We start from the raw sequence: 20,624 nt of genomic DNA, 5'->3' as shown, positions 1-20,624 counted from the left end.
TTATCCAGAAATCAACAATTTAGGCCTAAAAGATACAAAGTTCCAGAAAGTTGTATCTTTTGGGCTATATTTCGCTTGTTTAGGATAAAATTATCCTAAGACTTTGATTTCCCTGCGAAAAAGGATAAAAACAGAATCACCAAAGATTGCATTTTTGAATAAAGTCCTTGCATTAATTTATTTATGTGCTATACTAAATAAAGTCACTAACATACACCAACGCGTTAAAGTGACGTAAGTTTAAATTGAGAAAACTGAGGAGAAATATCTATAGGATACAAACTGGAAGACAGAGGTGTAGTAAATAGAATCAAAATGGAAAACAGCTTTGCAGTAAATAGACTCAGAAATATCAGAGAGAAAAACCAAAAGAGAAAATCAAAACAAAAAACAAGAAGGAGGACACTATTATGATAGGCGGAGATCTGATCACCTACAGACCTGACATTCAGGTACTTGACGCAACAATAAGAGATGGAGGACTTGTCAACGATTTCTATTTTACTGACGAGTTTATAAGAGCCCTCTATGAAGCGAACATCAAGGCGGGGGTTGATTATATGGAATTCGGCTATAAGGCCTCCAAGGAAATGTTTGATGTGAACAAATTCGGCAAATGGAAGTTCTGCAACGAGGAGGATATAAGAGCCATCGTTGGAGAGAACAATACAGATCTGAAAATTTCAGTTATGGCTGATGTCGGAAGATGCGACTACAAGAAGGATATCATCGACAGAGCCGACAGTGTTATCGATCTGGTGAGGGTGGCGACATACATCAACACCATGCCTGCAGCCATCGAGATGATTGAGGATGCACATGCAAAGGGATACGAGACCACATGTAATATCATGGCAGTTTCAAAGGATCAGGAGTCGGATATCGATCTTGCCCTTGAGCTGCTTGGTAAGAGCAATGTAGATGGAATATACATTGTTGACAGCTACGGCTCACTGTACCCTGAGCAGATCAAGAAACTCGCGGAGAAATATGTCGCAGTTGGAGAGAAGTATGGCAAGAAGATAGGAATACATGCACACGACAACTTAAAGCTTGCCTATGCCAATACTGTTGAGGCAATGAGGAGTGGTGCGAGCATGCTCGATGGAACTGTAAGCTGTATGGGCAGGGGCGCAGGAAATTGTGCGCTTGAGCTTCTTCTTGGATTCCTCAGAAATCCAAAGTACAACCTGTACCACATCTTGAAGTTCATAGAGCAGTACATGGTTCCGCTCAAGGCAAAGGGAGATGCAGTATGGGGCTATGATGTGCCATACATGCTGACCGGAATGCTGAATCAGCATCCAAGGGAAGCCATCGATTTCATCAAGAATGAGAGACATGATTATGCAGATATGTACAGCTACCTTATGTACAGAGAGTAACATGCGGATTGTGGAACAACATATTTTACACTGTAGAATATGTGTAGCCGATAGAGATGCATAGTACAACATATATAGTGGGTTGGGTGCTTATTATGGTGCTCAAGATAAAGGGGAGGACTCCTGGTGTCAGTTATCGCTGGCATCAGGAGTTTTTCTTCTATTTTCCCGTCTGTGTGTTATAATCTGATATGTAGTGTCAAAATATGTCGAAAACAAAAAGAGATGTACTTTTGAAGATATATATGCAGTGTCAGCGCTGGAAAACAGATAGAAAAAACAGGAGGATGACAGCATATGAACATAGGAATATTAGGCGCAGGCAAGATCGCCGGTGTCATGGCAGATACGATAAATAAGATGGATGATGTGGAGCTGTATGCGGTAGGTTCAAGAACTTTGGAAAAGGCAAATGCATTTGCCAGGGAATTTGATATAGATAAGGCTTATGGAAGTTATGAAGAACTGGTAAGTGATGACGCGATAGATCTTATATATATTGCAACGCCGCATTCACATCACTATGAGCATATGAAGCTCTGCATAGAACATGGAAGAAATGTACTCTGCGAGAAAGCATTTACCTACGATGCTGCGCAGGCTGAGGAGATCGCAGCTCTGGCAGCAGAGAAGAAGGTGTATGTGGCTGAGGCGATATGGACGAGATATATGCCGTCCAGACAGATGATAAATGAAATTCTTGGATCAGGTGTGATAGGGGATATCAGGACAATGTCCTGCAACCTGTCTTATCCGATATCAAAGATAGAGCGCCTGATCAGACCTGAGCTGGCAGGAGGTGCCCTTTTAGACGTGGGAGTTTATGGGCTGAACTTCATTGTCATGCATATGGGTAAGGAGATCTCAGCTATCGAATCGTCTGTCATGATGCATGAGACCGGGGTAGACGGACAGGAGAGCATAACAGTCAAATACGAAGACGGAAGGATGGCAGTGACGACCCACAGCATATATGGCAGATCGGACAGAAAAGGAATCTTCTATGGTGAGAAAGGATATATGATAGTCGATAATATAAATAATCCACAGTGGATAGATGTATTTGACTGCGAGGACAGACTGATAAGACATGTGGATGTGCCAAAGCAGATAAGCGGCTACGAGTACGAGGTCATGGAAAGCCTTGATATGATCAGACAGGGACAGTCCCAGAGTAAATCGATGCCTTTGTCAGAGTCCATATATATGATGAAGCTTATGGATGATATTAGAAAAGGGTGGAATAAAAAGTGATAATTATATATATACTTGGCGGAATCATAGCCATATTTCTGATGTACATACTTTTTCTCTTCGTGTGCAGTCTGTTCGTGAGAACTGACAGGCAGTATACGGAGGACAGCAGGTTCTACAGGCATCTGCTGTATGGTGTCACCGGATTTGCCATGTGGTTTCTAAGAGTGAAAATGCATGTGACTGGCATGGAGAAGATTCCAGTGGATGTCAAACCACTCTTTGTGGGAAATCATCTGTCAAATTATGATCCGCTGATAGAATGGCAGGTATTTAAGAAGTGGGATGTGGCATTTATATCCAAGCCGGAGAATTTTAAGATACCGATATTCGGCAGGATCATCAGAAGATGCTGCTTTATGCCGATAGACAGATCAGATCCGGGTAAGGCATTGTCTACGATCAAGACGGCTACCGAGATTCTCCAGAAGGGAGATATGGCAGTTGGAGTATACCCGGAGGGAACGAGAAACAGACAGGGCGGACTTCTGCCATTTCACACGGGTGTTTTCAGGATAGCCCAGAAAGCGCATGCGCCGATAGTCGTCATGGCGATACACGGAACGGAGAATATCTACAGGAATGTGCTGAGGCGCAGATCTGACGTCTATATAGATGTGGTGGATGTGATACCTGCCGATGAGGTAAAAGCAATGAAGAAGAATGAGATCAGCGACAGGGTGAGACTTGTCCTTGAGAAAGATGAAAAGGGTAAAAACTATGGGAAAGAAGTACATTTTATATAATTCACTGGCGGGCAACGGCAAATGTATGTATGACGTGCAGGCACTTGCAGATACATATCCTGATGCGATACTCAAGAAGATGACAGAGATCGCTTCATATGCGGAGTTCATGGGATCGCTTGCAGAGGATGACGAGGTTATCCTGTGCGGCGGTGACGGAACGCTGAACATATTTGTGAATGACATAAAGGACATGGATGTGAAGAATACCATCTACTATTATGCCTCCGGAAGCGGCAATGACTTTGCAAAGGACATAGGACATAACAGTCATGACACTCCGGATTACCAGATAAATCAGTACATACAGCATCTCCCGGAGGTGACGATCAACGGCAAAAAGTGGCTGTTCATGAACAATGTTGGATTCGGAATAGACGGTTACTGCTGTGAGGAGGGCGACCGCCAGAGGACAAAGAATGAGAAAACTCATAAGAACAAGCCTGTGAACTACACGGCTATAGCTATCAAAGGCTTGCTCTACGCATTCAAACCGAGAAATGCTGTGGTGAAAGTGGATGGAGTCCGTCATGAATATAAAAATGCCTGGCTCGTGCCAACCATGAATGGCAGATATTATGGCGGCGGAATGATGGCTACCCCCGGGCAGGACAGACTGAATCCGGAGCATACAGTTTCGGTTATGGTGTTCCGCGGCAAGGGCAAGCTTGGAACCCTTATGATCTTTCCTTCTATATTCAAGGGAGAGCATGTCAAGTACGAAAAGCATGTTGATATATTCAACGCAAAAGAGGTTGAGGTTGAATTTGATCGCCCGACACCACTTCAGATAGACGGCGAGACGATACTTGGAGTTACATCATACAAAGTTAAAGCGTGGAGCCTGGATCAGAAATAAAAAAGTTTTGAAAATCCGAATAATATAAAGTTCAAAAAACTTGCAAATATGCTGACGTCATTTATACTAGTTTAATAGATTGTACGCTGAAAAAGGAGGTATTGTATGCGGGAGATGCGGAGAAGTGACAGGATGATAACAGATCGTGAAGAGATAGTGGATGTACTTGATTCGTGTAAGGTGTTCCGGATGGCGGTTCACGATGAAGAGGGAATGTACATAGTTCCGCTGAATTTCGGTTATACCTACGAGGAGGATGTTCTGAAGCTTTATTTCCACTCTGCCGGTGAGGGCAGGAAGGTGGATGCTCTGGCAGCGGATCCGAAGGTGGCCATAGAGATGGACACAGATCACTATCTGGTTGAGGGACCAAATGCCTGCAGCTTTGGTTATCTCTACAGCAGTATCATGGGAAATGGCACAGCCAGAAAGCTGACAGATCCTGAGGAAAAGTGCGAGGCACTCAACTGCCTTATGAATCATCAGCTTGCGAGAAATACCGAGAATATGAGATCGTTTGACAAGGTAGAAAAGAAGAAGTATAACTACTCAGACCAGATGCTGGCAGCGGTAAATGTGTATGAGATAGTTGTGGAAAATTTTACGTGTAAGTCAAGGCGATAAGTATATGGAATCTATGCAATTGCCATTGTGGTTTAAGGAATTGACGTAAAACATAATACAAATTATAATCAGACAGGATATAATGAAGCGATCATCAAGCAGACTCTTGATGATAAGTGATATAGCAGAAAGGTGAAAACAGGAGATGGATTACAACAAATTAGCGGATTTGATATTTGCAGATATAACAGATACAGTGGATGACCTCGAGAAGAGGTTTCCGGAGAGAGATCTTCCAGAGGGAGCAAGGGTGACAAGATTTGCACCAAGCCCTACAGGATATATGCACATCGGTGGACTGTATGCAGCCATGATCTCAAGAAAGCTTGCAAAGCAGAGTGGCGGCGTGTTCTACCTCAGAATAGAGGACACTGACAGAAAGAGAGAGCTTGAGGACGGTGTAAATGAGATCATCAATTCGCTGAAGAAGTTTGACCTTGGATTTGACGAGGGACCATTTGAGGGCGGTGAGACTATATATGGTCCATATAAGCAGAGTGAGAGAAAAGAGATATATCAGACATGTGTCAAGAAGCTTATGCAGGAGGGATATGCATATCCTGACTTCACAACAGCCGAGGAGCTTGATGAGATCAGGGCAAAGCAGGAGGCTGCAAAGGTTGACATAGGATATTACGGCGAGTATGCAGTAGGAAGAAATCTGACATACGAGCAGATAGAGGAGAAGCTTGCAGCGGGCGAGCCATATGTTGTGAGACTCAAGAGTCCGGGCGAGGCAGGAAAGACTGTTATCTACAGCGATCCTATCAGGGGCAAGATTGAGATGCCTGAGAATATCATGGATGTGGTACTTCTGAAGTCAGACGGAATACCTACATACCATTTTGCACATGCAGTTGACGATCATTTCATGAGGACAAATCTTGTCATCAGAGGTGACGAGTGGCTTGCATCATATCCACTTCACAAGCAGCTCTTTGATCTGTGTGGATTTGCGCTTCCAAAGTATGCGCACATCGCACCTATCATGAAGCTTGAGGTTACAGTGGACGAGGAGGGCGAGCACCAGAGAAAGAGAAAGCTCAGCAAGAGAAAGGACCCGGAGGCTGCGGTTGGATTCTATGCAGAGCAGGGATTCCCATCAGTCAGCGTGCTTGAGTACCTTATGACAATAGCAAACTCCAACTACGAAGAGTGGCATGCAGCACATGCAGACAAGACAATAGACGACTTTACATTATCACTCAAGAAGATGCCTGTCAGCGGCGCACTTTTTGACATGGTGAAGCTCAATGATGTCAGCAAGGAGATGATCTCAAAGCTCACAGCCGAGGAGTGTTACGACCTCATCATGGAGTGGGCAAAGGAGCATGACGAGAACATATACACATTTGGCACACAGGATAAGGACGGCTTCATGAAGACCATCAATCTGTGGAAGATGTCAGGCAAGAAGGTCCGCAAGGATGTCGGCAAATGGTCAGATCTGCGCGCTATGTTCGGTTATCTGTACACTCCCGAGGACGAGCTGGATCTCCAGTATGAGATAGACGAGAAGTACACACCGGAGATGATCACAGAGGTTATCGAGGAGTACAAGAAGGATCTCTTCCTTGACTCAGAAGACTGGTTCTCAAGCATGAAGGTCATGGGCGAGAAGATCGGCTACTGTCCAAATGTCAAGGAGTACAAGCAGAATCCTGACGGATACAAGGGTAGCATCACAGATGTATGTACCATAGTAAGAGTTGCCATAACAGGCAAGCAGAACTCACCTGACCTGTTCACCATCATGAACGTGATAGGAAAAGACAAGACCGTGGGCAGACTGGACAAGTTCCTTGCGTGGGTGAATAGATAGGATGTATCAATTGGATGTGCACATTAAGTTGACATAGTCTGTATCGTGTTTGACATAACCATGCAGGAGCGCTCCCGCTCAACTCAGGCTGCAGCGGCACTAGCGCTCGCAGGCTCACTGAGAGCCGGCGCCTTCGTATGTCCTGCATCAGTTAATGTCAAAACGATTACAGATTGTACTATATACTTGTGCACATCCAATTGATGAAGATTGGTTAAAATATATTTAGAAGGGATTGGATTACTATGAACAAGAAGATATATGACGGTTATACATATGTAGACGGTGGCGTGTGTGCGGCCAAGGGTTTCACGGCAAATGGACTTAACTGTGGACTGAACCCTGATAAGAACAAGAATGATCTCGGAATGGTATTTTCAGAGGTGCCATGTGTGGCAGCAGGCGTGTATACACAGAACAAGGTGAAGGGCGCGCCGGTTACAGTTACCAAGGAACACCTGAAGAAATCTGGCAACAAGGCACAGGCAGTCATTGTAAACTCCAAGAATGCCAACACATGCAACGCGGATGGAATAGAGAAGGCTGAGAAGATATCCCAGCTTGCAGCGGATGCCCTGGGTATAGATGTGAACCTTGTCATCAATGCTTCAACAGGCGTCATCGGACAGATCATCCCTATCGAGCCATTTGAGGAGCATATGAAAGAACTTGCAGACGGTCTCACAGCAGACGGCAACGACAAGGCGGCAAATGCTATCATGACCACAGACACAGTTGATAAGCAGGTTGCTGTCCAGTTTGATATAGACGGTGTGACATGTACTTTAGGCGGTATGGCAAAGGGAAGCGGAATGATCCATCCAAATATGGCTACAACGCTTAACTTCATCACATCAGACATAGCCATCACATCAGAGCTGATCCAGAAGGCGCTCTCAGAGATCGTAAAGGTTACATACAACTGCCTCTCCGTAGACGGAGATCAGTCCACAAATGATACCCTGACAGTCATGGCAAATGGCCTTGCTGGCAATAAGCTCATCGACACGGAGAACGAAGCTTATGAGAAGTTCAAGAAGGCCCTCTATATAGTTATGGAGTGCATGACCATGATGCTTGCATCAGACGGTGAGGGAGCAACCAAGATGATCGAGTGTACAGTTGCAGGGGCACCTGACCTTGACACAGCCATTATCGTGGCAAAGAGCGTTATCCGTTCCCCACTTACAAAGTGTGCTATGTTCGGCGAGGATGCCAACTGGGGACGTATCCTCTGTGCTATCGGATATGCGGAGGCAGACTTTGATATAGATAAGGTTGCAGTTGACCTTGAGTCAGAATTTGGCGTAGTTCCTGTATGCCGCAACGGCGCAGGCGTACCATTCTCAGAGGAGAAGGCAGCCAAGGTATTGAGCTCAGATGAAATCCACATCAACATAGATCTCGGAATCGGTGAAGTGACAGCCAAGGCATGGGGCTGTGACCTGACATATGATTACGTGAAGATCAATGGGGATTATCGTTCATAATATATCAAACAAATCAGGGAGACAGCCGAATGCCATTTAAGATTATTAGAAGTGATATAACAAAAGTTCATGCAGATGCAGTAGTAAATACGGCAAATCCGCACGTTGCCGTGGGAGCTGGCGTGGACTCTGCAATATATGCGGCTGCGGGGCGTGACAGGCTTCTGAAGGCAAGGGCAAAGGTTGGAACTCTGGCGGCTGGAGAGGTTGGAATCACAAAAGCATTTGATCTTCCGGCGAGATACATCATTCATTCAAGCGGACCTGCCTGGGTGGATGGAAGACATCAGGAGCCGGAGCTTCTCAGAAGGTGTTATGACAAAGCATTAGTTATGGCATATGCACACAGATGCAAGTCGATTGCATTTCCACTTATGGCTACGGGCTCTTACGGCTTTCCTAAAGAGCTCGGAATTCAGATCGCAATTGATGCATTTACATCATTTCTGCAGGAGCATGAGATGGACATCACGCTTGTGGTGTTTGATGATCATTCATATCATGTATCAGGAAAATGGTATGATGATGTGAAGAGTTTAATAGATGACGAATATGTTGCTGAAAAAAATCTGAGTGAATATCGTACTTTGTCATCGTATGATGAATGCCAAGACACTGCAAGGTTCGATGAAGAATATCTTTGCGGTCAACATAGACCTCAGTTTATGGAATATGGAACACTGGCACAGTCAGGTAAGAGTTCGGGAATACATGAAAACAACTCAAATGGTTCTTTGGACGACATGCTTAAGGGCATATATACGGACAGCTTTGAAAAACATCTGCAGCAGTTAATCAACAAAAAGAGACTTAAGAATTCAGAGGTCTACACTGCGGCAAATATAAGCAAGCAGTATTTCTCAAAGCTCCTGAAGGGCAGGATAAAGCCGTCGAAGGAAAAAGTTCTGTCACTGGCAGTCGGGCTTCGCCTGAATCTTGATGAGACTGTTGACTTCCTGGGGCTTGCCGGATATGCACTCTCACCGATCTCTCAGACGGACAAGATCGTGGAGTATCATATAGTACATAAAGAATACAGCGTCATAAAGATCAATATAGTTCTGTTCGACTATGGACTTGCCTCGCTGTCAGAATAAAACAAAGTAAAATGAGAAGGTCGCCTGCGGGGTGACCTTTTTGTTTGTTATACAGGTTATTATTAACTCATATTAAGGGAAAGCAGAGTGGACATGCCAAGGTTAATTTCTAAAACGCACGTGCATGCAGATTGTTTACACATTTGCATTTCCTGACACATAAAAACAATAAGATAAAAGAATGTGAGGTTGATGATTATGAAAAAAGGACTTACGGAGATAGTATTTATTCTGGACAGAAGTGGTTCAATGCACGGACTTGAGGCTGACACGATAGGTGGATTCAATTCAATGATGGAAAAGCAGAAGAAAAATAGCGGTGATGATGGAGAGGCGTACGTTTCGACTGTGCTCTTTGACGACTTCAGCAGAGTACTGCACGACAGGATTCCTATTGAGAATGTACCAGAGATGACGGACAATGACTATTACGTGGGTGGCTGCACAGCACTGCTTGATGCGCTTGGAGGTGCGATTCACCATATCGGCAATATCCACAAGTATGCAAGAAAAGAGGATGTGCCTGAGAAGACATTGTTCGTGATAATCACAGACGGAATGGAGAACGCCAGCCGGAATTACAGCTATGAGATGATACAGAAGATGGTTAAGCGCCAGCAGAAAAAGTATGGCTGGGAATTCATCTTCATCGGAGCAAATATCGATGCTGTCATGGAGGCAGGACGCTTTGGAATAAGACCGGAGCGGGCGGTGAATTATGTGTGCGACGAGGCTGGAACAGAGAATGTGTATGGAGCTGTAGGGAATGCGGTGCATGCGATGCGCTCATCCGAGCCGATGGCGGGGGCTGCCGCCCTCGATGACAGGGAATGGAGTACAAAGCTTGATGAGGATTATATAAAGCGTGGCAGATGACAAACAACTATATCTTCCGTTTCCGGCAGTATGAATGGGGAGCAAACTGTCTGACTCGCTTGCGTTTTGCACAGCAAAAAGTTAAAGTTTTCCATATCAAAGTTTACTTGTATGATGTACAATATCACCATATGGAATTGAGCAAAGATATATTGGGAGGTAGGAAGATGGAAGATAGAGTACTTGACTGGGCAGTATATGAGAAGACAGCCCGTGAGATGGCTGCAGAGGGACTGGTTCTGTTAAAGAACGACAACAAAGCTCTGCCACTTAAGCAGGGAGAGACGGTTTCTGTATTTGGACGTATGCAGAACCATTATTATAAGAGTGGAACCGGTTCAGGCGGCATGGTGAATGTTGCCAGAGTGGTAGGAATCCTTGATGCACTTAACGAGTGCAAAGATGTAAATGTCAATCAGAAGCTGGCAGAGACTTATGCCGCATGGGATGAGGCACATCCTGTGGAGCTGGGACTTGGCTGGGGACAGGAGCCGTGGTCACAGGCGGAGATGCCGGTTACAGATGAGCTCGTGCAGGAGGCTGCTGGTGAGTCGGATTCGGCCATAGTGATAATCGCTAGGACGGCAGGCGAGGACAAGGACAATACACTTGAAAAAGGAGCTTTTATGCTCACTGATATAGAGACTGATATGCTTAGACTTGTCAGAGAGAATTTCCAGAAGATGGTCGTTCTCTTGAATGTCGGCGGTCTTATAGATATGTCATTTCTTGACACGATTTCCCCGGATGCCTGCATGTATGTATGGCAGGGTGGAATGGTCGGAGGATATGGAGTGGCTGATGTCCTCGTAGGAGATGTCAGCCCTTCAGGAAAACTCACAGACACGATAGCCTACGATATCAAGGATTATCCTGCGTATGACAATTTCGGCGGCGAAGAGAGAAACTTCTACGCTGAGGATATCTATGTGGGATACCGTTACTTTGAGACATTTGCAAAGGATAAGGTCAGATATCCGTTTGGATACGGATTGTCATACACAGACTTCAAGATCGGCGTAAAACATGCAAGTCTGGATTTTGAAAAAGGCGTGGCGAATATCTGTGTCAAAGTCACAAATACAGGAAAGAGACTTGGCAAGGAGGTTGTCCAGGTGTACGGTGAGATGCCACAGGGCAGGCTTGGCAAGCCATCCAGAGTGCTCATTGATTTTTCGAAGACAAAGGAGCTTGTTCCGGGACTCAGCGATGAGCTGAAGTTTGAGATCCCGCTTGACCGTATGGCATCATTTGACGATTCGGGAGTCACGGGCCATAGAAACTGTTATGTGCTTGAAGCTGGAGACTACACTATCCATGTAGGAAACAGCATAAGAAATACAACAGAGTGTCTGCTCTTTGAACTTGCCGAGACAGTGGAGCTTCAGAAACTTCAGGAGGCACTTGCACCATATGAGAAGTTTGACCGCATGAAACCATTCTGTGATGAGAACGGCAGGATGCTTATAGAGTATGAGGAGACACCTCTAGTCACTGTTGATATGTATGACAGGAGAGAGCAGGAGCTGCCGGAGGAGATACCGGTTACCGGTGACAAGGGAATTATGCTTCTTGATGTAAGGGAAGGCAAGGCCACCATGGATGAGTTTATAGCGCAGTTTGATGATGAGGATCTGGCATGCTTTGTCCGCGGCGAGGGAATGGGAAGTTCTCTTGTGACGGCGGGAACAGCGTCAGCATTTGCCGGGGTATCGCCAAATTTGATCGCACATAAGATTCCGTCGGTGTGCTGTGATGACGGACCATCGGGAATGAGACTCGACTCAGGTATGAAGGCATTCTCACTTCCAAATGGCACTCTGTGCGGATGTTCATTTAACAAAGAATTGAACACCAGACTGTATGCACTTCTCGGACTTGAGATGACAGCAAATAAGGTTGAGGTTCTTCTTGGACCGGGAATGAATATCCACCGTCACCCGCTTAATGGACGAAACTTTGAGTATTTCTCCGAGGATCCATACCTTACGGGTTCCATTGCAACTGCACAGTTAGAGGGACTTAAGTCCAGCGGCGTGTCCGGAACGATCAAGCATTTCTGCGGAAATAATCAGGAGTATCACCGCCATACGACGGACTCGGTCATCTCCCAGAGGGCACTCAGGGAGATATACCTGAAGGGATTTGAGATAGCTGTCAAGTCGGGATATGCCGATTCTGTTATGACAACATATGGTCTGGTAAATGGTCTCTACACCGCAGGAAGTTATGATCTGAATACCACGATACTCAGAAATGAGTGGGGATTTACAGGCGTGGTCATGACAGATTGGTGGGCATCCATCAACCGCAGGGGTATGGAGCCGGATGCAAATGACTTTGCGACTATGATACAGGCACAGAATGACATGTATATGTGCTGCCCGGACGGCTCGAAGAACATGGGCGGAGATAATGTCATAGAGGCACTTCAGGACGGACGTATATTGAGAGCTGAGCTTCAGAGAATTGCAAAGAATGTGTGTAACTTTGCCATGAATACGAATGCATTTAAGCGTCTTGTGGGAGAGCCTGTAGAGGTAGAGATAATAAACCGTCCAAAGCAGGCGGACGATTTTTCAATTGATGATGTGGAATACATCAATGTCGACAGAGACATACTTATAGATCTGACAGAGAAGGCCAGCACCGCCGACACGAATTATGTCATAGCACTTGATGTTGAACATCCGGGAGAGTATGAGGTGAGCCTGAGGGGAAGCTCGACACTCGAAAAGCTTGCCCAGCTGCCGTGTACCCTGTTTTTCAACGGATTCCCTGTGAGCAATTTCACATTTAACGGAACTGACGGCAAGGATGTTGTGATCAGGAAAGAGGTCAAATTTTACGGCAGATTCAATGTGCTCCGACTGTATGTGAAATCGAATGGACTTGATCTCAAGGATATTAAGTTCAGTTTTGAAAAAGAATTTTGATCTGAAAATAAATATTGACATAGACTGCCATAGATGGTAACCTAAATTAACTCTTTGCACTGCATATAAATCTACAGTACAAACTGAGCAGACCATTGGCGAAAGCCAAGGAGTCGGGCCATCATGGCAGTGGAATCTTTACATCCACGGGACAGTAGTTACTAATACTGAGTCGTGGGTGTTTTTTTATACTCTTTTAGACATTCTATAAAATCTCCCACATATATTTAGTGATAAGAGCTTTCTGAAATTTATTGATCGCACAGCATCGGTCTTTTGATTAAGGTGATTATCAATAGACTGGTGTTCATTTAGGAAAGGATGGCTGATTATATGGAAAGCGCAAACAAAATAAACACGATGGCGGCATCTGCCGTATCAGAGGATGAGTTTAAAAAGGTTGCAAATAAAGTATCGTTTATAACGATAGTACAGAACGTACTGTTGTCAGTATTCAAATTATTTGCGGGAATATTTGCACATTCAAATGCAATGATAAGTGATGCGGTACATTCAGCATCAGACGTGTTCAGCACCATAATAGTGATAATTGGAGTAAAACTAGCGTCGAAGGAATCCGACAAGGAGCATCCTTACGGCCATGAGAGGCTTGAGTGTGTGGCAGCGATCGTGTTGTCTATAGTGCTGCTGTATACCGGTATCAAGATCGGCTCGCAGGCGGTTAAGGACATAATCGGTGGCAATTACCAAAGCCTGCAGAAACCGGGGATGCTGGCACTGGTGGCGGCTGTTGTATCCATTGTCACAAAGGAGATAATGTACTGGTACACAAGACACTATGCGAAGAAGATAGATTCAAGCGCACTTATGGCAGATGCATGGCATCACCGATCAGATGCGCTGTCATCGGTCGGCGCGCTTGTCGGTATCGGTGGTGCGATGATGGGATTCCCGGTTATGGATTCCATTGCAAGTATTGTTATCTTTGTATTCATAGCTAAGGCGGCATACGATATCTTCAAGGATGCCATGGATAAGATGGTGGATCACTCATGCGATGAAGAGACAGAGAAAGAGATGAGGGATTTTGTGCTCGCCCAGAAAGAAGTTCTCAGTGTTGATCTTCTTCACACAAGGATATTTGGCAACAAAATATATGTAGATGTGGAGATAGGTGTAAACGGTTCATATACATTAAGACATGCGCATGAGATAGCGGAAGAGGTCCATGAGGGAATAGAGAAGAATTTTCCAAAGGTAAAGCATGTGATGGTGCATGTCAATCCTGCGGATGTGGCAGAATAATCATAGATTGATAACGCAGAGTAAGGCACGGATCAGATTTGGTCTGTGTCTTATTTTTGTGTGTTGGAAGCTGCAAAACGAGTACCAAACCTGCAAATAGTCAAAAACAATCAAAATAATTCAGAAATCTTCAAAAATATGCAGAATAATGATTGACAATCTTCATTTACGATGATATTATGCATATAGATTGATTGAAAGTGACTGAAATCAAGTGAAAATCACCTTGAAACAATCACAAATAATTGAAAACAGTCAAAAAATATGTTATCCTAAAGAAAAGTTAAAAGCACCGGATGCAGATATATGCATTCTGAAAAGCCACGAAAAAAGAAAATACACAAACACGAAAACACATATACAGGAGACATACTTAAAAGGCAGGAGGCAATTATTATGATGACCGAGGATAGATACACAGCGATTTTAGATGCACTGAAAGAGAGAAAGTCTATGACAGTTGCAGAGTTCACGGAGATCACGGGAGCGTCAGAATCTACTATAAGAAGAGATTTGATAGCTCTGGACGATATGGGTAAGATCAAGAGATTCCATGGTGGTGCCAAGGCGATCGAGCATGAATATATCACCAATGAGGCACCGGTTTCAGCCAAGGCACAGCTCAACGTCGAAGAGAAAAGTGCCATTGCAAAATATGCGGCAACGATGATCAATGATGAAGATTTCATATTTATAGATGCAGGAACCAGCACGGAGCTCATGATCGACTATATCGGCGAAACAAATGCCACATTTGTCACCAATGGAATAGCACATGCCAAGCGGCTTCTCAAGAAGAACCTCAGAACGTATATGATAGGCGGACTTGTTAAGCCGATCACAGAGGCGATCATCGGAGCCGAGGCTGTCAATTCCATGAAAAAGTTCAATTTCACAAAGTGCTTTCTTGGAACGAATGGAATCCATATGGATTATGGATTCACAACGGTCGATGTGGAAGAGGCTATGGTGAAGATGGAAGCGGTGAACAGATCTTATGCGAGCATAGTCCTTGCTGACAGCAGCAAGTTCGACAAGGTGACGGCGGTGACATTTGCAGCAATCGAAAAAGCCTGTATTATCACTGACAGACTTGTAAATGATAAGTACATAGACGCCACAGTTGTAAAGGAGGTACTCAGATAATGATTTATACGGTGACATTCAATCCGGCGCTCGATTATGTTGTCAAGATGGACAGCCTTGAGCTTGGAATGGTGAACAGAAGTAAGTCAGAAGCCATATTCTATGGCGGCAAAGGTATCAATGTCTCAACCGTACTTAAGAACATAGGAGTTGATTCCGTAGCTCTCGGTTTTGTTGCCGGATTTACCGGTAAGGAGATTGAGGACGGAGTCAAGGCCATGGGAGTTAAGACAGATTTTATCCAGTTGAAGAATGGTCTCAGCAGGATAAACGTCAAGATCAAGGCAGAACAGGAGACGGAGATCAACGGACAGGGACCCGACATTAAGAAAGATGAGCTGCAGCAGATGTTTGACAAGCTGGACAAGCTCCAGTCGGGAGATTGCCTGATACTTGCGGGAACCATCCCTGCTTCACTTCCATCTGACATATACGAGCAGATCATGGAGAAGCTTATGAACAGGAACATCGACATCGTGGTGGATGCGACAAAGGATCTTCTGCTCAATGTATTGAAGTTCCATCCATTTCTCATCAAGCCGAATAACCATGAGCTTGGCGAGATGTTCGGAGTAGTCTTAAAGAGCGACGACGAGATCGTTGAGTATGCGAAGAAGCTTCAGGTCATGGGTGCACGAAATGTACTCATATCCATGGCAGGGGATGGAGCAATACTTATCACAGAGACAGGAGAGGTTCACAAGATCGGAGTTCCAAAGGGAACAGTTGTGAACTCAGTAGGGGCAGGTGATTCTATGGTGGCAGGTTTTACAGCAAGCTACCTGAAGGATCACGATTACATGGAAGCGCTGAAGAGAGGAACAGCAACCGGAAGTGCCACAGCATTTTCAGAAGGCCTTGCCACAGCGGACAAAGTAGAAGAACTCTACAAGCAGTTATAGTAAAACGTACGTGTTCCGTCGTGAGAGGGAATACTTAGGAGATTCAGATATCGCACAGCAGCATATGTGGATGCGGCTGATTATTTAAGAGGAGGTTACGCTTATGAGAATCACAGAGCTTTTATCAAAGGAAAGCATTGCTCTGGGTGTAAAGGTAGATTCAAAGGATGCAGCGATCGACTACCTTGTAAACCTGCACGATGCAGCAGGCAACATCTCAGACAAGAAAACATACAAAGAAGGAATACTTAAGAGAGAGGAAGAGGGCTCAACAGCTATAGGAGAAGGAATAGCGATCCCTCACTCCAAGAACAAGGCGGTCAAGAGACCTGGACTTGCAGCTATGACAGTCCCTGACGGAGTTGATTACGATTCACTGGATGGACAGCCATCAAACCTGTTCTTCATGATCGCAGCACCGGAGAGCGGATCAGATGTACATCTTGAGGTACTTTCAAGACTGTCTATGCTTCTCATGGATGAGGACTTCAGAGCAGAGCTTCTTAAGGCAGCTGACAAGGATGCCTTCCTTGCAGTCGTTGACAAATATGAGAACGCAAAGTTCCCAGAGGAGACAGCAGAGAAGACTGAGGGAAAGGCAGCTGAGAAGGCTCCTGAGAAGAAAGGGTTCAGAGTACTTGCAGTTACAGCGTGTCCTACAGGAATAGCTCACACATATATGGCAGCCGAGGCACTTGAGAAGGCCGGTGCCAAGATGGGATATGCCTTAAAGGCTGAGACAAATGGCTCAGGCGGAGCAAAAAATATACTTACTGATGAAGAGATCGCAAACTGTGATGGTATCATAGTTGCAGCTGACAAGAGTGTTGAAACAGCAAGATTTGATGGAAAGCCGGTTCTTTTCACAAGAGTGGCAGACGGAATACACAAGCCTGAGGAGCTCATACAGAAGATCGTGGATGGTCAGGTTCCTGTTCATCACGAGGAGGGCGGCAGAAAAGAGTCAAGCAGTGCAAATGGCAGTGTGGGAAGCAGAATATACAAGCATCTTATGAACGGAGTATCACACATGCTCCCATTCGTAATCGGCGGTGGTATCCTCACAGCTCTTGCATTCCTTATAGATACACTTTGCGGATTTGGTGCAACAGGTGGATCCAACTTCGGTTCCATGACCCCGCTCTCAGCATTCTTCAAGTATGCCGGTGGCCTGGCGATGGGCGTGATGGTTCCGGTGCTTGCAGGATTTATAGCAGAGTCTATAGCAGACAGACCGGGACTTGCGGTTGGTTTCCTTGGCGGTATCCTGGCATCTTCCGGAAATGCAGCCTTGTCTGGTTATGTATGGGCAGGAGATAACCTTGGCGGATTCCAGTCATTTATATCAAAGTTTGGATTTGTAGCAGAGGGCGGCGGAAATACAGTATCAGGTTTCCTCGGCGGTATCGCAGCAGGTTTCCTTGCAGGATATGTAGTTCTTCTTCTTAGAAAGATCTGCTCCAAATTCCCTAAGTCACTGGAGGGAATTAAGCCAACACTTATATATCCACTTGTTGGTATGTTTATAGTTGCAGTACTTATGATATTTGTACTCAATCCAATTATTGGACTTATCAATACAGAACTTTCAGATATGCTGACAGCCCTTGCAAATAAAAATCTTCTCATCCCACTTGGAATTATCCTTGGCGGTATGATGGCGATAGACATGGGCGGCCCTATAAACAAGGCAGCTTATGTATACGGAACAATGGTTCTCGCAACAGCGTCAGAGCTTGTCGCAGGCGGCGCACAGCTCTCAGATCCAGCAGTTCAGGCATGCTATATCTCAATGGCATCAGTTATGGTAGGTGGTATGGTACCTCCACTTGGAATTGCTCTTGCATGTATCTTCTTCCCTAAGAAGTTCACAAAGGCAGAGAGAAACTCAACAGTATCAAATATTGTAATGTCATGTGGATTCATCACAGAGGGTGCAATACCATTTGCAGCAGCAGATCCACTCCACGTAATACCATGTACGCTCGTAGGCGCAGCAGTTGCAGGTGGAATGTCAGCAGCATTCAAATGTACACTGATGGCACCTCACGGCGGAATCTTTGTATTCGCAACAGTAGGCAACTGGTTACCATACATCATCTCATGGCTTGTAGGATCAGTGATCACATGTATCATGCTCGGTCTTATCAAGAAAAATGCTCAGGATTAAAAACTGCACAAAAGTAATGCACAAAAAACGACAGAATGTTATAATTTATACAATTGGGGTTTGTGAAAATCTGTCGGATATATGGAATAACGAAAAAGGTGTGGGGAACATCTGACTGTGATACCATATAACAGAAAAATGCAGATCAAATGTTTTTACAAAATTCTGCTAAATCCGAGGGTTGATAAGAAACAGAACCATAAAGCAGATAATTACAAGTCACAATATATTATTAAACAAAACAAGGGCCGCTTATGAAACACAAATTCTGCAAGTGATTGTATATATCATTTGAAGGGAATTTGAGGCCGCCGGTTCTTAGATGGCTCGGCAGAGGCATCTTAGTACCGCTGCAGGCCGAAATAAGCGGGAGCGACCCGAAAATGATATATACAATCACTTGCAGTCGTATAATGATCATTGCGGCCCGTATTAGAAAAGGAGAAGATTATTATGGTAGCACAGACAGTAAAAGTAGTAAATGAACAGGGACTTCATATGAGACCAGCAGGAGTATTTGCAAAGGAGATGACAAAGTTCTCATGCGCAGTAACTCTTGATGTGGCAGGCAAGAAGATCAATGCCAAGAGCGTAATGCTCATCATCGCAGCATGCATCAAGTGCGGTGCAGAGGTTACAATAGAGTGTGATGGTGCAGACGAGAAGGAGGCTCTTGCAAAGGCAGTTGAGCTCATCGAGTCAGGATTCGGCGAGTAATATAGTATGTAGTATAGGTATATTGCCATGACGTCGAAGCGGGCTATTTATATATGAAATCTGAAATCAGACTTCGGTACATTTTACAGGCAGATGGTACTCGGCTGGAGTACCATTTGTTGTATAGAGAATAATTGGAGGTTTTCTTATGAATAAAGGAATCGCGGGTTCAGCCGGCTATGGCGTTGGAAAGGTTGTGATCATATCTGACGCAAAGCCGGAATATGAGAACAGAACGATCACAGATACAGATGCAGAGATCAAGAGATATGACGATGCTGTTGCGGCATTTACAGAAAAGACTCATGCCATGGCAGAGGCTATGAAAGAGAGTGTCGGAGAGCATAATGCCGAGATACTTGAGGGACACATACTGCTCCTCACAGATCCGGGGATGGATGAGATCACAAAGGGCGCGATTATGAGCGGAACCTGTGCAGAGGCTGCATTTGAGAGTACATGTGATATGTTTGCCGGAATGTTCCAGATGGCAGATGATGAGCTCACAAGACAGAGAGCAACTGATATTGGCGACATCAAGGTGAGAATGCTCAAGATACTCACAGGTACACCTGATGTGAACATATCAGAGGTTCCAGCTGGAACTATCCTTGTGGCTGAGGATCTCACCCCATCCATGACAGCAGGAATCGTCAAGGAGAATGTGGCAGGAATCATCACTGCGGTTGGAGGCAAGACATCCCACTCTGCTATTCTTGCGAGGGCGCTGGAGATACCGGCGGTACTCAGCGTGGACGGAATAGTGGACAAGGTTTCAGATGGTATGACAGCAGTAGTTGACGGATGCGATGGAATCTGCATACTTGATCCGTCACAGGAAGAGATAGACGAATATCAGGCAAAGAGAGAGAAATATCTTAGCGACAAGGCTCTCCTTGAGGTATATAGAGGCAAAGATACAGTTACAGCTGACGGTGTAAAGGTACATTTGTATGGCAATATTGGTAATCCGGAGGATGCAAAGCAGGTTGCTGCATGTGACGGAGAGGGCGTTGGCCTTTTCAGAACAGAGTTTCTGTTCATGGGCGCATCGGAGCTCCCATCTGAGGAAGAGCAGTTCCAGGCGTACAAGGCGGCTGCTGAGAACATGGAGGGCAGAGAGGTTATCATCAGAACCCTTGATGTGGGCGGTGACAAGGATATCCCATACCTTGGACTTGAGAAAGAGGACAATCCGTTCTTAGGTTTCAGAGCAGTGAGATATTGTCTGCAGAATAAAGATTCATACAGAGTACAGCTGAGGGCACTTCTCCGTGCGAGTGCATTTGGCGATATCAAGATTATGGTACCGCTTGTCACATGTGTTGATGAGA

General features: G+C 45.0%; 16 protein-coding genes and 1 riboswitch. All 16 genes read left to right on the top strand.

Features of this window, described 5'->3' with window-relative positions; translation table 11 throughout:
* Positions 1-410 precede the first annotated feature (410 nt).
* Positions 411-1,385 (top strand): aldolase catalytic domain-containing protein, encoded by a 975-nt coding sequence (locus CCU_RS06500; RefSeq protein ID WP_015534020.1) that lies wholly within the window; start codon positions 411-413, stop codon positions 1,383-1,385.
* A 297-nt stretch (positions 1,386-1,682) separates the two neighbouring features.
* The gene (locus CCU_RS06495; RefSeq protein WP_015534019.1) at positions 1,683-2,639 is read left to right on the top strand and encodes a Gfo/Idh/MocA family protein; all 957 of its coding nucleotides are present in this window, start codon (positions 1,683-1,685) and stop codon (positions 2,637-2,639) included.
* The gene (locus CCU_RS06490; RefSeq protein ID WP_208896053.1) at positions 2,636-3,385 is read left to right on the top strand and encodes a lysophospholipid acyltransferase family protein; all 750 of its coding nucleotides are present in this window, start codon (positions 2,636-2,638) and stop codon (positions 3,383-3,385) included. Before CCU_RS06495 ends, CCU_RS06490 begins: the two co-directional genes overlap by 4 nt.
* On the top strand, positions 3,360-4,244 hold the full coding sequence (locus tag CCU_RS06485; RefSeq protein WP_015534018.1) for a diacylglycerol/lipid kinase family protein: 885 nt from the start codon (positions 3,360-3,362) through the stop codon (positions 4,242-4,244). Before CCU_RS06490 ends, CCU_RS06485 begins: the two co-directional genes overlap by 26 nt.
* 105 nt (positions 4,245-4,349) lie before the next feature.
* Positions 4,350-4,868, top strand: a complete 519-nt coding sequence (locus CCU_RS06480; RefSeq protein ID WP_015534017.1) for a pyridoxamine 5'-phosphate oxidase family protein — start codon at positions 4,350-4,352, stop codon at positions 4,866-4,868.
* Positions 4,869-5,013: 145 nt separating this feature from the next.
* Positions 5,014-6,690 carry a glutamate--tRNA ligase gene (gene gltX, locus CCU_RS06475; RefSeq protein ID WP_015534016.1) on the top strand — a complete coding sequence of 559 codons (1,677 nt, stop codon included), beginning with the start codon at positions 5,014-5,016 and terminating at the stop codon, positions 6,688-6,690.
* Positions 6,691-6,935: 245 nt separating this feature from the next.
* Positions 6,936-8,180, top strand: coding sequence for a bifunctional glutamate N-acetyltransferase/amino-acid acetyltransferase ArgJ (gene argJ, locus CCU_RS06470; RefSeq protein ID WP_015534015.1), 1,245 nt, complete (start codon positions 6,936-6,938; stop codon positions 8,178-8,180).
* 29 nt (positions 8,181-8,209) lie between these two features.
* Positions 8,210-9,277 (top strand): macro domain-containing protein, encoded by a 1,068-nt coding sequence (locus CCU_RS06465; RefSeq protein WP_015534014.1) that lies wholly within the window; start codon positions 8,210-8,212, stop codon positions 9,275-9,277.
* A 198-nt stretch (positions 9,278-9,475) separates the two neighbouring features.
* Positions 9,476-10,153, top strand: coding sequence for a vWA domain-containing protein (locus CCU_RS06460; protein WP_015534013.1), 678 nt, complete (start codon positions 9,476-9,478; stop codon positions 10,151-10,153).
* Between the two features lie 167 nt (positions 10,154-10,320).
* A complete protein-coding gene (locus CCU_RS06455; RefSeq protein ID WP_015534012.1) occupies positions 10,321-13,089 on the top strand; it encodes a glycoside hydrolase family 3 protein in 2,769 nt (922 codons plus the stop codon).
* 73 nt (positions 13,090-13,162) lie between these two features.
* Positions 13,163-13,246: riboswitch (NiCo riboswitch) on the top strand.
* Between the two features lie 176 nt (positions 13,247-13,422).
* Complete coding sequence (locus CCU_RS06450) at positions 13,423-14,355, top strand: cation diffusion facilitator family transporter (protein ID WP_015534011.1); 933 nt, start codon at positions 13,423-13,425, stop codon at positions 14,353-14,355.
* Positions 14,356-14,751: 396 nt separating this feature from the next.
* On the top strand, positions 14,752-15,501 hold the full coding sequence (locus CCU_RS06445) for a DeoR/GlpR family DNA-binding transcription regulator (RefSeq protein WP_015534010.1): 750 nt from the start codon (positions 14,752-14,754) through the stop codon (positions 15,499-15,501).
* Entirely contained in the window at positions 15,501-16,403 is a 903-nt protein-coding gene (pfkB, locus tag CCU_RS06440) for a 1-phosphofructokinase (protein WP_015534009.1), read from the top strand. The genes CCU_RS06445 and pfkB overlap by 1 nt, the downstream gene beginning before the upstream one ends.
* Before the next feature lie 103 nt (positions 16,404-16,506).
* A complete protein-coding gene (locus CCU_RS06435) occupies positions 16,507-18,573 on the top strand; it encodes a PTS fructose transporter subunit IIABC (protein WP_015534008.1) in 2,067 nt (688 codons plus the stop codon).
* A 453-nt stretch (positions 18,574-19,026) separates the two neighbouring features.
* Positions 19,027-19,290 (top strand): HPr family phosphocarrier protein, encoded by a 264-nt coding sequence (locus CCU_RS06430; protein WP_015534007.1) that lies wholly within the window; start codon positions 19,027-19,029, stop codon positions 19,288-19,290.
* A 148-nt stretch (positions 19,291-19,438) separates the two neighbouring features.
* Positions 19,439-20,624, top strand: a 1,186-nt coding sequence (gene ptsP, locus CCU_RS06425) for a phosphoenolpyruvate--protein phosphotransferase (protein WP_208896052.1), incomplete at its 3' end; no start/stop codon positions are given.

This window comes from Coprococcus sp. ART55/1 (assembly GCF_000210595.1).
Lineage (GTDB): Bacteria > Bacillota > Clostridia > Lachnospirales > Lachnospiraceae > Coprococcus > Coprococcus aceti.
Note: the sequence above shows the minus strand (reverse complement) of the source record. Positions and strands in the feature narration are given on the sequence as shown.

What these genes read in the sequence shown, in the direction of transcription:
- CCU_RS06465 (WP_015534014.1), top strand. Translation starts at nt 8,210, where the DNA reads ATGCCATTTAAGATTATTAGAAGTGATATAACAAAAGTTCATGCAGAT.
- CCU_RS06430 (WP_015534007.1), top strand. Translation starts at nt 19,027, where the DNA reads ATGGTAGCACAGACAGTAAAAGTAGTAAATGAACAGGGACTTCATATG.
- CCU_RS06450 (WP_015534011.1), top strand. Translation starts at nt 13,423, where the DNA reads ATGGAAAGCGCAAACAAAATAAACACGATGGCGGCATCTGCCGTATCA.
- CCU_RS06500 (WP_015534020.1), top strand. Translation starts at nt 411, where the DNA reads ATGATAGGCGGAGATCTGATCACCTACAGACCTGACATTCAGGTACTT.
- CCU_RS06480 (WP_015534017.1), top strand. Translation starts at nt 4,350, where the DNA reads ATGCGGGAGATGCGGAGAAGTGACAGGATGATAACAGATCGTGAAGAG.
- gltX (WP_015534016.1), top strand. Translation starts at nt 5,014, where the DNA reads ATGGATTACAACAAATTAGCGGATTTGATATTTGCAGATATAACAGAT.
- pfkB (WP_015534009.1), top strand. Translation starts at nt 15,501, where the DNA reads ATGATTTATACGGTGACATTCAATCCGGCGCTCGATTATGTTGTCAAG.
- CCU_RS06455 (WP_015534012.1), top strand. Translation starts at nt 10,321, where the DNA reads ATGGAAGATAGAGTACTTGACTGGGCAGTATATGAGAAGACAGCCCGT.
- argJ (WP_015534015.1), top strand. Translation starts at nt 6,936, where the DNA reads ATGAACAAGAAGATATATGACGGTTATACATATGTAGACGGTGGCGTG.
- CCU_RS06495 (WP_015534019.1), top strand. Translation starts at nt 1,683, where the DNA reads ATGAACATAGGAATATTAGGCGCAGGCAAGATCGCCGGTGTCATGGCA.
- CCU_RS06460 (WP_015534013.1), top strand. Translation starts at nt 9,476, where the DNA reads ATGAAAAAAGGACTTACGGAGATAGTATTTATTCTGGACAGAAGTGGT.
- CCU_RS06435 (WP_015534008.1), top strand. Translation starts at nt 16,507, where the DNA reads ATGAGAATCACAGAGCTTTTATCAAAGGAAAGCATTGCTCTGGGTGTA.
- CCU_RS06445 (WP_015534010.1), top strand. Translation starts at nt 14,752, where the DNA reads ATGATGACCGAGGATAGATACACAGCGATTTTAGATGCACTGAAAGAG.
- CCU_RS06485 (WP_015534018.1), top strand. Translation starts at nt 3,360, where the DNA reads ATGGGAAAGAAGTACATTTTATATAATTCACTGGCGGGCAACGGCAAA.